A 15,290-nucleotide genomic window follows, 5' to 3' on the forward strand; every position below is an offset into this window, starting at 1 on the left:
GCTCCTGACACTATTGTGCCGACGATTGCAAATTGCTATCGAGCCGAGCCGCGTCGGCAACGGCCTCAAGTCGCGATTGGAGCTGCGCCTGCGACCTCACGCGCGCTCGAACTACTCAAGGAGCTGAACGTTGCAACGAAAGCATCGCATCTTTGAATCGGAGGAGCTTTCAACCTTGGGAAGGATTTTTGACGGGGCAATTGCGGTCTTGCCCGTAGCAATGCGCACTCCGGAAAATCGCTCAGCAATCGCGCAGCTCGTCCTGCACCTCGGATCTGCAAGCGCAACCGAGCTGGCTTCCCTACTAATTCTGATGGACGCCATTTCCTCCGCCGTTTGATTAAGCGCCACTCACGATAAGCCCCGCGCGTGCGCCGAAGTGCAATATGATTCAGCTAGACCACTGAAATGGCTTGAATCTCACGTGGCGTCAGGTTGTAGGCTTTGAAATGGAAATCATGACCAAAGCTACACCACGAAGGCGTCGATGGCGCATAGGCGAACTTGCAGGGGCGACCGGAGTAACGGTACGCACTCTGCATCACTATGAGCACACGGGACTGCTTGCCGCGTCGGAGCGCACCGGGGGCGGTCACCGGATGTACGACCGCGAAAGCATTCAACGAGTGCATCAGATTCGAGCCCTCCGCGAGCTCGGCTTTTCACTTCAGGAGATCCGCAAAGCGATGGACGGTCGCACCTCTCTCACCGACCTTCTACGCAAGCACCTGCAGCGGATTGAGGATCAAGTCGCTCGTGCAACTCAGTTGCGAGATCGTTTGCGCAATATGACGACCGACGGTGACGCACGAGTGAGCGTTGATGAGCTGCCCGCCGCGCTTGATGCGATGTCGAGGGTTGAGAGACGTCCTCAGGCTCGTCCATGCACATGCGCTCTTGCAGCGGAACGGGAAGAGCGGTGGCGGCGGATCCGCAACGACTTGCGCGATTGTATGGACCAGAACGAGCGTCCGCACAGCGACCGCACAAAAGCCGTGGCGCTTGAGGCACGCTTGCTGATCGGCGAGATTGCCGGAAATGATTCGACCGGTTCAACCATCTTGAAGGTCCTGGCACGATTGAGCGATCCTCGCAGCCTGGCAGGGTGGGACCCGCATCTCATGCAGTATCTCGACAGCGCTCTTGTCGCGCTCGGGCCTCAACCGCATTGACCCAGGTCGCATGGCCGCTCCGCACGTCCATGGTTCCGTCGGCGAATGCTTCTTGGCGCACGCTGACATCTGCGCCCCTGAGGTCAGACGGCCTGATTACTCACCACACCACGCCTCGCAATGACCATGTCGAGCTTCGGCCCTCGACAAACGACCGAGGGTACCTGCCAACTCAACGTCCATCCGCCGACATGGATCGCTATGCAATCGACCGAGTGGCAGGTATGGCCGCCGCCGACGGCGCAAACCTCCTGTCCTTCGCCCCTCCCTCAAACAATCTGGATGTCTTCAGCGCCATCGAGCCGGCTGCGTCACGTTGAAGATCGCGAAGCGTTCCTGTGATTGCTCCGCATTGTAGTGATCGAGCGGTCTCACCAACAGGCCCATTCGACATTCGTAAATGGATTACGTTTAATAGCTCAACACAATTTTGCTACGAACTTAACGCCGTTTCGACACCGCTTAACTGCGTCTGACGGTTCGATCCGCTACTTGATGGCGAATTGCGCATCGTCTGAATGCCAACCCCAGTGCAACAGCTCCACTTGACCACATCGATGAGGCTAGTGCCAACTACCCGCTTTGGCAGCTTGCCGCCAGAGACTTCTGCTCTCAACTCTCTAGCGTTACTCGGTAGGGCGCCGATCAAGCTCTTCGTGCGGCTCAGGTCGCGCGCATCACGATGGTCGAGCCTAGTCTTATGTTGCCGACGGTCGCATCCAACGTGGCCAATCGGCGGCCTGGATGGTTATCATAAAAACAATCGATTTTACCGGATCTGCCTCAATCCCCATATTCAATCGCCGGATTTGGAATCAGCGATCAGAAAGGTCGTATGACAATGGATTTCTCTCTCGTCGGAAGCGATGCATGCGAATTCACCCTTGGCGACCGCATGTTGCCCGAAGGTAAGACGAACTCATCGTTCAGGATGGGCCGCTTCGCACTTTGCTGGTCTGCGGACACGCTCCAGGTGCCGTCAATGACGATCGGCGCCTGAGACGCAAGCAAGCGGGACTGCTGCTCATTCGCCATCGCTCTACGCGTCATCCGTGCACCTCATGGCATTTCGGTTGACAAATCAGCACGCCAGAGAGCGACACGTGCCTCACGTCTTGGTCGCAAACAGCGACAGTGGCGGCGCCGTAGTTTGGCTAGGGGCAAGGCAAGGAACCACCAACGGGGTGACATCACGTCATTCTTACTTATCGTTATGTAATCGAGAGAGAAAGCGCTGTGGACTGTGATCATTGCAATTCGAGTGTGCCGCACCCTCAACATGGATTCAAGCAGCAGGTCGGGGCTGTTGCAGGCCTGATCTGCGAAGAGAAAAAACCGCTCGACCCGATTCAATTGCTCGGCAACATCACGCGCTCTTTGATGTCAGCGCAAGTGGACAGCGACCGCAGCAACACGAGCGACGGGACCGCAGCCGTCCAACGGCAGAGCACCCGACTGCCTGACATAGAAGCTGGTATTTTCTATCCAGAGGACCTTCAGGTTTTGGGCGGGCTTTTTGATCAAGCAGTCGCGGCCCTGCCGTCAGCGATGCAGACACCTGACAACCGGGCGATAATCGCCAAGCTTATTCTGGCTCGGGCGGTCGCCACCAATGGCCGCCCAGACGCCTTTCATGCAGTTAATGATGCGCTATACTTTTGCGAACTGATGAGGCGGACTTCCACTCCATGCTGCGGCGCATAATCGGTGCTGGCTGGCAAGTTCCACAAGATACGACCTTGTGGCTTGCTGGCAGCGGCGAGGCCCTGGTTGTGTTGGCTTCCATGAAGGAGCACAGACTTCCTCAATTTCATTGCAGTGTGGTGTTGGCACCGTGGTTGACACAGCAGAAGCCACTCCATGTCGCTGTTGAGACCGACGAAGCCAGGCATTTTGCTAGGCTCTTTTGGTTCTTAACCCGGTCCGTCCGAAACGAGGACCTTCTTACCGACCGGCGCCGAGATTTTCCTAGAAGATCGATTGGCTATTTTTCCTCTGCAACTCGCCGCGGCGTATCCCGGGGCACTATTTGCGCAGTCTGTATCCGACCGGTGATCATCCATCGGAGCGCCACGATCACGATTGCTCCACTCGGTGGCCTCCCACAACCACGCTTCATAAGCGTATGACGCTTGCAAGGCGATTAGATGTTAGTCGATGCAAGACCGGAACGCCAATCTCACGGATCATAGAGGCCCAGTTTAGCTCTCGGGTGCTTTGCGAAGATCCGCATTAGCCGAGAATCTTGGTCCGAGCCGCCTACCCCGCTTGTGATGCGAGTTCGCGCGAATCTGAGCCAATACACGCATCAAGCCAATCTCTGGACATGACGGGATCTTTGGCTCCAGCACCTAACGCACCGTGAGATTTGAGCGATTTCTTCCTGAGGAATGTTGTCCTGAAGTTACAGCAATTCACATTGATGTTGCTAAGACGCGCAGAGCCGGGGTCAAGAAAGGAACAACACTCCAATGAAGAATTTTCTGCTTCTGACTGCAAGCATCGCCGCAATCAACGCGGCGGTGCCCGCTTTTGGCGCGGATCTCGCTCCGCAGCCTGTCCTAACCAAGGCGCCGCAGCAGCCGATCGCTCCCCCGCTCTATGACTGGACCGGCTACTATTTGGGCGTTAACGGCGGCTGGGGCTCGAGCCATAACTGCTGGGATTTGGCAGGAAGGACCCCAGAAGGATGTCATGGTAGGGCCGGCGGCACGGTCGGCGGACAGATTGGCTATCGCTGGCAGATCTTCAACATGGTCTACGGCGTTGAAGGCCAGGGCAATTGGGCAGATTTCAGCGGCTCCAATGTCAGCGCCGTCCTCCCGTCGAACATCAATCGCACCAGAACGGATGCGTTCGGCTTGCTCACCGGCCAGATCGGCTACGCTTTCAATACCGTGCTGCTTTACGCCAAGGGCGGTGCTGCGGTGACGAGCAACACATACCAGATCAACTCGACCGCCACTGGCGTTGAGGTCAAAAGCGACAATGTCCGTTGGGGTGGTGTCGTAGGCGCTGGCCTGGAAGTCAACTTCGCCCCTAGCTGGTCAGCTGGCATCGAGTATGACCACCTATTCATGCCGGAGAGCAACGTAACCTTTCCTGCAAACGGGTCGGATCGGATTCACCAGGATGTCGATATGGTAACCCTTCGGCTTAACTACAAATTGTTTCCGGGGACCGCAAAATAGCGATTTCGACGCTCTTGCGGCGGATCGAGGAGCCCCGACCTTAGGGTCGGGGTTTTTTCGTCGGAGTACTCTCCCCACCTTACTGGCCCATTTTTCTTAAGCGCCACCTCCCGCTGCACACGCGCCGGCGCCCTGTCGGAACCAGCCCACCGGGTGCGCGTTCCAGATACCAGCTTTTCGCCTCTGGACTGCGCGTAGTCTGGCGCAATGCGCACCTTCTAGGCTGACGACGCGATTGTCGGATTAAGGACAACGATGTCTCAGAACTGTCGCGCCCGAGCAAATAAGGCGACGCGATAACCTCAATTATCAGGCGGCACGCTGCTTGCTTCACTCGAACCGTCGCCAACGATGCCAGTTTGACAGCGCTTGGCGAAAGCCGATGAGCGCAGCGGAGTGTTCGATGCGATCTGGAGTTTGGCCTAGGGGAGCCGCGAGGACAGCACCTGCGATGTCAATTCGGCAGCCTTTAGCCCAGCAAATTAAGCTGATGCCCGCTCTGTGGAGCTGGTCAGAGGATAACTTGGCGCCCAGGCGGCTTGGTGCCGCCGATGCTCGTCTCCACGGAGCTAGTCCGTGACCGCAACGGCGACGGCTCTGAACGCGGCCGAGGGGAACAACCATATTGCTCAACAGCTGCTCCAATCTTGGAGTGTGCAGTTATGATTCTCGCGCCATGAGTTCGCTATGGGTCAACCTCCTGCTCCTCCTCAACCACATAGCGGGTGCTTGAAACGGAAGACGTTGCAAGGTGACCTCAAAGAACAATTGAATGGATGAGCTATTTGCCGCCCCAGCGCCTACTCCACATTTGTCAAAACCTTCTTATCCCCCTTCCCCGTTTAGGCGCGCTGTTGCGCTGGACAGATCCGCTTCTTGTTCAAACCATCTCTTGAGGAAGGCGCGAAACTGCTCCCTAAACAGAAGAGGCTGATCGCAATTCGCTACCTGTCACATATCGGAATGGTTGCGTTGGCCAGTCAGCAGTATCTGTCGATCGCGTTGATCTATTCGGCCATTCCGGTGATTCTCCGCGCCAACGGCGCCAGCTTGCAACTGGTTGGATTGTACAGCACGGCATTCTTTGCCTTCACGGTTAGCATTCTTTGGGCCCCCATCGTGGATCGATGGAGTCTCAATCGTCTAGGGCTTAGGCGATCATGGATCCTGTTGACCCAAGTCGCCACGACCGCTGTGCTGACAGTGATGGCATTCTTGAATCCAAAGACCGATTTCATGCAGGTCTTTCTTGTTTCTGTCGCCCTTGCGAGCGTTGCTGCCACACAGCGGATCGCAACATTGGGCTACATAGCCGAAGCCCTCGATTCCAGCGAGCGTCCGCTCGGGGCCACGCTGCTAGGCTGGGGGCGGGTCATTGGCCACGTGATCGGCGGCGCGGTCTGCCTCCAGCTGATCGAGATTGTCGGTTGGCGTACGGCCTTGTTGGGATTAGCGCTACTGCTAGCCGTTTTCGCTGGATGGGTGTTCGCGATTCCTGAACCGCTCCATTCCAAGAACAAGTCGCGTTCACCGCAGCGACAGTCGATCTTCCTGCGCAACAATGGTCTGTGGACAACCGCCGCATTGATAGCGCCCGGCGTTGCCGGAATCGCACTGGCGTTCGCAATGGTGCAGTTGCGACTCGTTGATCTCGGCTTTGCTGCGGCAGACATTGGATGGATCGGAGCGATCTCGAACGTATTAACGTATACTATCGTTGCGCCGCTGACCACCGCGATCCTGGGGCGAATGGCGCCGAATCGAGGCGTGATGTTGGGCTGTGCAGTCCTGGCCATCGGTTTTGGAGCGTTTGCGATTATTGATTGCTATGTCACCGATCGTGTGAGCGCCGTCGCGAGCGTCGGGATCGTGTTCGCGGCCCTCGCAGTCCAGCACGTTACATTCACAAACTGGTTTCTCGCGCTCGCCCGGCTAGGCAAGGCGGGAACAGATGTCACGTTCCTGACTTCGGTGATGTCGGCGTTCGCATTGACGGGCTTCGCGGCGAGCGGGTTGATCGCGGCGAAATTCGGCTACAGAGTCACACTGATCCTGCCAGGCCTCGGCTATGCTCTCTCGGGCTTGCTAGCGATGGGATTCATCCGCGCCGCAAATCTGTCGCCGCCACGCGTGGCGTAGACTGATCATCAAAATTGTCTTCCTGTGTCATAGCGTCGCCGTCGACAAGCTCATTTGAGGTAACCTACAGCGGACCCAGCCGCGGAGCCCCGACGCGCTGCAGCCGTCGACAGAAATTGGCGAGCGCGTCTTTCTCGTCCTTTTCAGAGTAATCTTGTGAGAAGACGTGTGTCGGAGCGAATGGATGCTGGGTGACAATTGCTCACTCCCAGCAGCAATTGGTGCGGTCACATAGTAGGTCGATTTTACGATGTCCTCCTCGAACGATTGCCCCTAAAAGCGACTTTCTGTCCTCAACAACTTCCAGCCGCCAATTGCTTCGACCCGACCATCCGAAGCCCGCAGAATGTCTCACTCGACATGGACATCAAAGATAAGATTGAGGCGGATCGCCACAATGGCGGCTTGGATTCGGCTGGTTGCGCCCAACTTCCGCATCGCGTTCTTCAGATGAAAGTTGACCGTATTTTCGCTAATTTGCAATATCTTGCCGATTTCCCACGACGATTTACCCTCTGCCACCCACCGGATACAATCTAGTTCGCGCTCCGATAGCGCAACTCTCTTAATGCAGTTTTCTTCCACTGGACGTGTGATCTCTACACAAGCGGTATGAAAGTGCCAGGCTAATGCGTTGAGGTGGCCTTTAGAATGTTGAGGATCGGCATCGTCGAACCGAGACGCAAACGATATGACAGATATTCGGCCCAATGGCCCAAACAAAGGCACACTCATGCCGTGCTTCAGACCAGCCTCCCTGGCCTCATCAAGTACGCGCCTTTCGTTAGGCTGTAGTTGATATTGCTCGGCGAGTTGATCCCACAGAAATGGCCGTGCAAGCATCGGTGTCCGTCGGACCACGGGATCAATCTGGTGGTATTTGTGCTTAAAATAGCGTTCACACCAGTCAGGCGGCCACTTTACGGCAACCGCCGGCGGTGGATACTCCGGTAAGCGAAGTGGCTCCGCGAAATTGAGTGCTCCGTAAGACACTTCGCTGAAGCCTTCGTCACTTGCACAGCTCACAAGAAGCTCGAAAACCGCTCTGAGGGATTGCGTTCGCGTCGCGCATTCGGTGAAGCTGAAAAGATCCATTTGAGGCGCCTCAGCAGGCTGGCTCAAAAGGTCGGTATTGCGCCGCTCGATTGAGCTTGTATCAAGCGGAGGCAAGTTCCCATCCGTCGCCGAGCCCTCCGTGATGCCGAGCTCAACGAGCGCGGTGTCACCGTCGACGTCCGGTTTGGCGGCGAGCATGAAATGAGGTAGGTCACGATCTTGCATGGTCCTACGAATCTGCATCGTCAGTCCGCAACTGGTTCTCACCGCATCGCCGGCGGCGAGAACGTGGTCGATGAGCAGCCCGGCACGCTCTTCGCGCAATTCTTAGTCCATGCATAAACAGTGCATGGCGTCTAAGTGCTTGGGTCGGGTATCTCCGACGCGAACAGTTCTTGAGCGTTGAGGCTGATCGATCCTCGTGGCCCACGAGGATGGTCGTCAGAGGGCGCCCCCGATATGCCCGCAGTCGGGGGATCTTTTTGGTGCAGCGGGCACTTTGCATGCGCAGCTCCGCAAGTGAAAACCTGTCGGATCAGCACAGCAATTGTCGTACCAATTCTCCGGTCGCTCTCAAAATCGGGCATACGACAAATGGGATGAGCGACTTGAGATAGTTGATGCGGGAATTAAGGACTCGAGACATCAGGAGGAAAGCCGACAGTGCCATTTGGCTCAATTGTTCTTCTTAATCCCTAGGTTGGTTCCTTCTAATTGAAGCCGCGATCCGTACACCCTGTTTGCAGGCCATCACTGATTGGTCACGTGGAACGAAGTCAAGGCCGGCGCATCTTAGATTTTGGACCCCCCCCGCGGACTCCGGCCTGAGCCTCAACACATCAAATTGTGAGGCGCCGATAGTCGATGACGCGCCAAAGCTCGTCTTCGCCTGCGCACCCAAGCGTTCAATCCGCCGGTGCGGCTGTGAGCGGTTTAGCGACGTTTCTCAAGACTGTGGCGCGGCAGTTCGCGAACATCTTCTTGGTATAATTTTTGTCGAAGTAATCCAATACGAAGGTGCCGGTATACTCCGGATCCTCGCCCACGCCGCCGATCAAGTTATCGAGAATTGTGCCGGCTTCGGGGATGCGATCGCAGTGCCGGGTCCGGATAACGTTAACGGCGTTTATCGAGTGAACGGCCTCGTCGGCAACCACCTCTCTCAGCCAGCGAAGGAAATTGGTCCCGAGGCCGGCGTAGAACTCTCGATCCGCAGCATAGGCGCGGCAAGTACACATCTCGTCAAACGCGATCATAACTAGCAAAGAGAATTCGTCTTCTAAGTATTCATCGATTGCAGAGAAATCATGCGATCGAGCCTCCAATCTGTCTCGAAGATCCCTTTCGGATTCGCCAGCGACAAGCTCCATGATCTGGATGAAACTATCGGTGTGACGCTCTTCATCCGCGGACCAGGCACCGAAGAACGCCTCAGCTTCGCTGCTGGCGATCAGATTTCGCTTAAACAGCTCTTGCTTCAAATGCCTCGCGTCGTATTCGGTATACAACTCTGGCCACAGCTTGTTCCGGCGCGCGCGCAAAGTGGCCGGTCCGGCAGTGAACATCGCAGGTTTCAACTCATCGAAAAAATCTCTTGGATCCCAGTTCCGTCGAATAGGCGTAATCATCTGAATGTCCTCCCTTGAGTGGATTGCTTGACGAATGCTGGAAGCATATTTGCTGAACACCAAGCATGGTGTCGCCCTCCCTGTTCTGGTGGCAATTCAGGAAGAAACTCATAAAACTCATTTAGACTCGCGTTAATCAACAAAGGTTCTTCGCGGCATCGTCAAAGATTTGCCAGCGCGAGTGTGGTGTATATTCCGAAGTGCACTCGCTTTCTATTTCGCACCTCTCTCTAAGATAGTCGATTCATCGACCTCGAGTTCGGGAACGGAACGGTGATCCGGAAGTTCAGAGTCGTGAAAGGCCCCTCCCACTATCGGCTGTGTGTCCAAGTCGCTATCCGTTCGGCTGTGTATTGGGATACGAGTGCTCGAAGTCAGTCAGACCGAGACTTTTGATAGTCGGCCGCTGGAGCTAAACACCACAGATGCCATTGCTCGATCGCATCGCAGCGCCGTGATTACCCGGTTGACGGTAGAGACAACGGAAGCAACGACAACAGAACCGCTAACTGCATGGCAGGGAGGCTTTATATGCCTCTTGAGACAACCCACCTCTGCGTCCAGAACGACCTGAATGCGCGGGATCAGCGGACCCCTAACTAGACGCTGCACTTGCGAGCGCTCCTCCTTCGTACGCTTCTGCCGCGGCCGAACAGCTGAGCAAGTCTCTGGAGTTTAGAATTCTCCCGCGAGATTGGACTGCGCTGCGAAGCGAAACCAAGACGTTTTGTGGCGCGCGTCATTCCAGCACTCGATACTTCGAACAAGCTGACCGGCATTCTTTGCGCACGAGCCGAAGGAGAGGATTGTTTGTTCATGGACAATTTGGTCGACCGAGCAGCGCGCCGCCGAAGCCAACAGGCTGGATGAGCGGAGAACCCGCTCCTCATTCCAGAGACCACTTCTGGCGCCATGATGTTGCGACTATTTGCCGGCCCCCTTCGTCGCAGCAAGCTGACTTTTCCAAAACAACTTTATCGACGTTGATATATCGATATCGCGACCACGCAACCGAACCTGAACATAACTTGTCCGGAGCTATTTTCCTCGGCCAACCTCATCAATCGATCGCAGGTTTCTTTATCGGTATCGCTCGTACTCGCCAACCTTCATGCCTGGCTGACAAAGGATAATCAGTCCCAGATTGCCGCGTCGCTATAACCGTCTCATCATTAGCCACGGTACGTTGTCTATTGCTTGGAGGTGAGTGCGCTAATCGACACGCGAGCATTTCGGTGCAAGAAGACGCCGTCAGGAATGCAAGCGCACGCGAGCTCCGTGCAAGTGGTGCAGCCTGAAGAGCCGGCTCGCGTCATAAGAGCGTCCCAAGTGACATGATTGTTGGATGTCCAAGATCTGACGCCCGAACCAAGGTGCCCCGACGCACTTGACCGGGGGGTTAAAAGTGCGCCGGGTCTACCCCAACATCATCAGTACATCCGTGATGACGCTCTCGCAGAATGAAACAACCAGCGTGGCGGAATTGAGGCTCATCACTTCATCGGATCACGATTGAAGTATTTCACGCGCAGCACAGAAGAGCCTTGAAACGAACGTTACGTCAGATTGTATGATCGCGCTTCCCCCCTCGTGGCGCAGCCAGATGTGGCGCAGGTTGCGACACGGACTTGCAGCGCGAGCAGGACAGCGATCGGTCTCGGAGGGAGGACATCAATCATCTCCGCAGATTCCTGAGCGTTCTTCGCTTGCAGTCGAGCAGCTCGCTTTACTAAGCTGCCAACCCTTGGGTCACATGGTCTTTAGCTCTCATTCGCTCGCCGTCGTGCTCTCGTTCCTGGCGCAGCCGCTGAGGCTTCAGAAGCATGCCCGCATCTTTCTCCGTCAACGTTCGCCGATCGCGTTGCCGAGCTTCTTCTATCAGCGTCGCCGAATCCGTGAGCCAACTCTCGTGATTGCGGTCGACAACGAAGACCCGTCTTTTACACCCGCCGCTTCTTCGCTAATCATGAGCCTTCTCCTCCCCCAACTGCCCTTGTACTGTCGAAGGAGCGAAGGGCTAAAGCCGGTTGATTGACTTAGCGCAAAGATACGAGCGTGGCCGCGACTAAGATGAGCCTTCCAGCAGCATGGGACTGAAACGTTGAAAACTTCACTCCTGAGCACGTATGGCAATGCCCGGCTACCTTGGTATACTATCTATCCAACTGTACCCGACTTCTCGGAGACAGTCGGCGCGAACACTTGTAACAACTGGTTGAGCCGGCTGCCGGACGAGCCCGTATCGCTCTATCTTCACATTCCATTCTGCCGATCGATCTGCTGGTATTGCGGCTTCAGTACAGCCCTCTGCCACGGGGATGCCCCTGTTCTTGGATACTTAGAGGTCCTGCGCAAGGAGATCGACCTGGTTGCTGAAAAAACACCGCAAGCGCTGCCTGTCAGCGACGTACACTTTGGCGGCGGCACGCCGACGCTTATCGAGCCAGCGCAGTTCCTGGCCTTGATGACATACTTACGCCGCTGCTTCGCGTTCACGAAGGCGGCAACACTCGCTATCGAGATCGACCCACGCACGTTCACGATCCGAATAGCCGAAGCCCTTGGAGAAGCCGGCGTCAACCGCGCGAGCATCGGCGTGCAAAGTTTCGATCCCGACGTTCAAAGGTCGATCAATCGGATCCAGACCGAGGCGCAGACGACCATGGCGGTTGAAACCCTTCGCCAGCATGGAATCAGCCGTATCAACTTCGACCTCATCTTCGGTCTTCCGAACCAGACGGTGCGGTCCTGCGTTGAGAGCGCTATGACGGCAGTGGCCATGCGCCCCAACAGACTTGCGGTTTTCGCCTATTCGCATGTTCCTTCGTATATGAAGCGTCAGCGCATGATTGATGAGACGGCGCTGCCAGACGTTGCTGCTCGCGCTGAACAGGCTTCGGCTATCGCCAATACTCTGGCCGCCGCTGGCTACCTGCAAATCGGGCTCGACCATTTCTCCTTGCCAGACGACGAGCTCGCACTGGCGCAGAAAGCTGGTCGCTTGCGGCGCAATTCCTTGGGTTACTCGGCTGACACTTGTAGCACCGTGATCGGCTTCGGCACTTCGGCGATCGGACGTCTCGGTCTCGGTTACGTCCAGAACGAAGTCGTAATAAGCGCCTACAGCGAGCATGTCAGCGCCGGCCGTCTGCCGACCTCGAAGGGTTATTGTCTGAGCGACGAAGACCGCCTGCGAGCGGCAATCATTGAGCGCCTGATGTGCGATTTGGAGGTAGATGTTTCGGCAATTTGCACCGCCCACGGATTTGATCCAATTCCTTTTCTTGATTCGGCTGAAAGCTTGCCGATGCTGGCCGAAGACGGAATAGTGGACATCAACCAGGGAACAATCCGCGTAAGGCGGGAACATCGGTTTGTAATGCGCGCTGTTGCAGCCGCCTTCGACGCTTATCTTGACCGCTCACCTTATTAGCACAGCCGCCCTCTCAGAAAACCATCCGGTGGCAGTGACATCGACCACCTCATTCCGCTGGGCTTTGGTGTAAGGCCATCGACAGCCCCACCCGCTGCGCTCGCTAGCGTGCCGGGGTGAGGGTATATGCAGCAAATTGGCGAGATTTTCGGCGCATGCGGCTGCGACGTAAACTGGGCGGCAGCAGCACTCACCGGAGCTGTTCGGGTGATTGTAGTATTACCCCCATACGTTTGACCGGGGGGGCTCCCGAGCGATGCCAATGTCTTGATCCCCGCAGACAGCCGCCCCGATCCAGTCAACTACTTATCTTGGTGATTGGCGACGGCGATTGGCAAATGGCATTGATTGCCAACAATCGCCGCGCCGATCACACGCCAAGGAATCAAGATGCAATATAGATTGTGCCGCGTCATCGGATCTAATGGATTGGCCAACTTTTGGCTTGGAGCTATCAAATCGGCTGGAAGTGCGATCTCGACTCTCTCATGGAAGTCCGCGGCTTTCGTTCTAGCACGATTGCGCGGCATCCAATTGTCAGATGTTGCGCGGCTTAAATGTCGCTCGCTTAGGGCTAGGTTGCCAACCCTGAAATCGCCACCTACGCCTAAAGCAATGCAAGGTACGTGGCGAGGGTATTCTTATGAAGGTAACCACCCTCTCGAACAAGTGCCTTTCTTTTGTGAAGGTTACCACCTTCTCGAACAAGTGCCCTTCTCCGGCAAGGATGCTCGGCATCGCCCGAGATCCTTACTCAATTGGAGGAAGGCAATGGGATTGTTCGCGGCGTATTGGTAGCGAAGGCGGCAAGTAGCGCGCACCACCATTGGCTCGATAGAACGAGGACCACACAGAAAGGAGCGGCACGCACGTCGCCCACGCGGGCGATCGCGGGTTCGACGATGCCCGTCAAGCCAAACGCCTCGCCGGGCTAAGTCGATCTTCCCTCAAGCGGCGTCACCCAGACCCTTCACACACACCAAAACGACAGATCGGCTCAAGACCAGTCAGGCTGGAGCGCAATCAAGGCCAGCGATCTGGATGCGGAGTTCACTATGCGCAGTTGCACCACTGTAGCGATGTCGGTTTGGTCACGATCGACTGCGGCCCTCGTTTCGAGCTTTCGTCAACGTTCGACGAAACGAGGACTTGCAATCGCTCTCTTCCTCGCAGCGATCCTCATGCCTGGTTCGGCGCTGGCACAAAGTCACGACGTACTTAAGAAGACCGGCATCCCGAATGAGCTTACCGGAGGGTGGATACATCAAGAAGCCGCTCCGCGAGCAGCGCGATTCAACAATAGCGCAACGACTTCTAGCACTATGGAATTGGCAAAGCGCGTCAGGGCGAACGAGGTTGCCCGGATACGAACTCAAAAGAAGGTCACACCGTTCACAAAGTTCGAGACTCTTCGTGAAAAAGGCATGTGGCTCATTATACCTGGCCCCGCCGATACGATAGATCTAGATAGGGGCGGCGTTAGATCGGCCTTGGCAGACGTCGGGATTGGTTATGTGGGAGGAACAGTAAATAGCCTCATAAACAATCAATTGCCAAATGCGGGCAGAACCCGAGTCGCCAATCAACTCTATATGGGACAGAATCCGACATTTGGGACTGTGAATTTTCTGATCGTGACATACGATTTGAGCCGCTTCGGAGTGCCCGACGGTCAGATTATCGTGGGAGCCGAGCAGCAATACTGGTCATGGGAAGCCGGCGGGCCAGACAGGCTAGGAATCAACATCATTGCCTACTACCAGACGCTTTTCGGCGGTAAGCTCGAGCTCAAAATGGGTTATCTTAGAAATCAAAATGAGTTCGCGGGGACTTTGGTCGGCGGCAGTGCAGCAGCAACCGTTTTGGGACCCTCATCAAACATTTTATATCAGGCAGGCATGAGTAACAATGCTGCACCCACGCCAGCTCTCAACCTAAAGTACAATCTCGATGATCGCCTGTATAATCGGGTATCGATCCAGCGCTCCCTCAGTCCAGACGGGCAGTATGCGCAGATCACCGAGAATCCCACTGGCCTAAATTGGAGTACGACTAACGCACGCATCCTTTGGCTAAATGAGACCGGCTACAAGAACAAAGCTGCTCCGGGCGTACCCGAGACCTGGCTGCGGGGAGGCATCGGTTACAACACCAGCAACTTTAAGAGTTTGGCGTATCCGAATCACCAGCTAACCAATGGGAACAGCGTCTACTACGTTGCTGCCGACAGGCAACTCTGGCAGTCTGACGTTGACGGCTTGGCATCTCGGGGAATCTATGGCGGCTTCTCTGTAATGTACGCGCCGCCCGACCTGAACAACGTCAGTCAGTATTACGAGCTTCGTCTTTATGCGAAAGGGCTGTTCGATAGCCGGCCCAGTGACCAAATTGCTATCGTTGCGACTAACGCAGTCTGGAGTAACTTTGCGGTAGACGCTGCCTTGGTTAAAGGACATCTCGCGCATCACAACACTACAGCGATTTCCGGAACCTACACTGCGCATCTGGCACCTGGAGTCTATGCAAGCCTGGGACTAACATACATCAACAAGCCAACAAGCGTCACACACACTCGGGAGACAGACCATGCTTTGAATTTACTAGTGTCGACGTCGATATTTTTCTAATCCTTGCGGAGATTCGATTTTGGTCGCGCTGCGGATGATTGAGC

General features: G+C 55.8%; 8 protein-coding genes. 6 read left to right on the forward strand and 2 right to left on the reverse strand.

The features are described from left to right. Positions 1-458: 458 nt before the first annotated feature. From NLM27_RS25495 to NLM27_RS25510, 4 genes are all read left to right on the forward strand, one after another. Entirely contained in the window at positions 459-1,172 is a 714-nt protein-coding gene (locus tag NLM27_RS25495; RefSeq protein ID WP_254148921.1) for a MerR family transcriptional regulator, read from the forward strand. 1,236 nt (positions 1,173-2,408) lie between these two features. Further along, positions 2,409-2,876 (forward strand): NolY, encoded by a 468-nt coding sequence (locus NLM27_RS25500; protein ID WP_254145946.1) that lies wholly within the window; start codon positions 2,409-2,411, stop codon positions 2,874-2,876. Positions 2,877-3,643: 767 nt separating this feature from the next. Next, positions 3,644-4,363, forward strand: coding sequence for an outer membrane protein (locus NLM27_RS25505; protein ID WP_254145947.1), 720 nt, complete (start codon positions 3,644-3,646; stop codon positions 4,361-4,363). Between the two features lie 876 nt (positions 4,364-5,239). Beyond that, a complete protein-coding gene (locus NLM27_RS25510) occupies positions 5,240-6,502 on the forward strand; it encodes an MFS transporter (RefSeq protein WP_254145948.1) in 1,263 nt (420 codons plus the stop codon). Between the two features lie 351 nt (positions 6,503-6,853). Here NLM27_RS25510 and NLM27_RS25515 read toward each other — a convergent pair whose 3' ends face one another. Next, positions 6,854-7,597: a LuxR family transcriptional regulator gene (locus tag NLM27_RS25515; RefSeq protein ID WP_254148922.1), complete on the reverse strand. Its 744-nt coding sequence runs from the start codon at positions 7,595-7,597 to the stop codon at positions 6,854-6,856. Positions 7,598-8,463: 866 nt separating this feature from the next. Further along, on the reverse strand, positions 8,464-9,186 hold the full coding sequence (locus NLM27_RS25520; RefSeq protein ID WP_254145949.1) for a hypothetical protein: 723 nt from the start codon (positions 9,184-9,186) through the stop codon (positions 8,464-8,466). Positions 9,187-11,287: 2,101 nt separating this feature from the next. Here NLM27_RS25520 and hemN point away from each other — a divergent pair. Both hemN and NLM27_RS25530 read left to right on the forward strand, forming a co-directional pair. Further along, entirely contained in the window at positions 11,288-12,619 is a 1,332-nt protein-coding gene (hemN, locus tag NLM27_RS25525) for an oxygen-independent coproporphyrinogen III oxidase (RefSeq protein ID WP_254145950.1), read from the forward strand. 1,055 nt (positions 12,620-13,674) lie between these two features. Continuing rightward, complete coding sequence (locus NLM27_RS25530) at positions 13,675-15,246, forward strand: carbohydrate porin (RefSeq protein ID WP_254145951.1); 1,572 nt, start codon at positions 13,675-13,677, stop codon at positions 15,244-15,246. Positions 15,247-15,290: the final 44 nt, after the last annotated feature.

This window comes from Bradyrhizobium sp. CCGB12, assembly GCF_024199845.1.
Taxonomy (GTDB): domain Bacteria; phylum Pseudomonadota; class Alphaproteobacteria; order Rhizobiales; family Xanthobacteraceae; genus Bradyrhizobium.

What these genes read in the sequence shown, in the direction of transcription:
- NLM27_RS25495 (WP_254148921.1), top strand. Translation starts at nt 459, where the DNA reads ATGACCAAAGCTACACCACGAAGGCGTCGATGGCGCATAGGCGAACTT.
- NLM27_RS25505 (WP_254145947.1), top strand. Translation starts at nt 3,644, where the DNA reads ATGAAGAATTTTCTGCTTCTGACTGCAAGCATCGCCGCAATCAACGCG.
- NLM27_RS25515 (WP_254148922.1), bottom strand. Translation starts at nt 7,597, where the DNA reads ATGGATCTTTTCAGCTTCACCGAATGCGCGACGCGAACGCAATCCCTC.
- NLM27_RS25520 (WP_254145949.1), bottom strand. Translation starts at nt 9,186, where the DNA reads ATGATTACGCCTATTCGACGGAACTGGGATCCAAGAGATTTTTTCGAT.
- NLM27_RS25530 (WP_254145951.1), top strand. Translation starts at nt 13,675, where the DNA reads ATGCGCAGTTGCACCACTGTAGCGATGTCGGTTTGGTCACGATCGACT.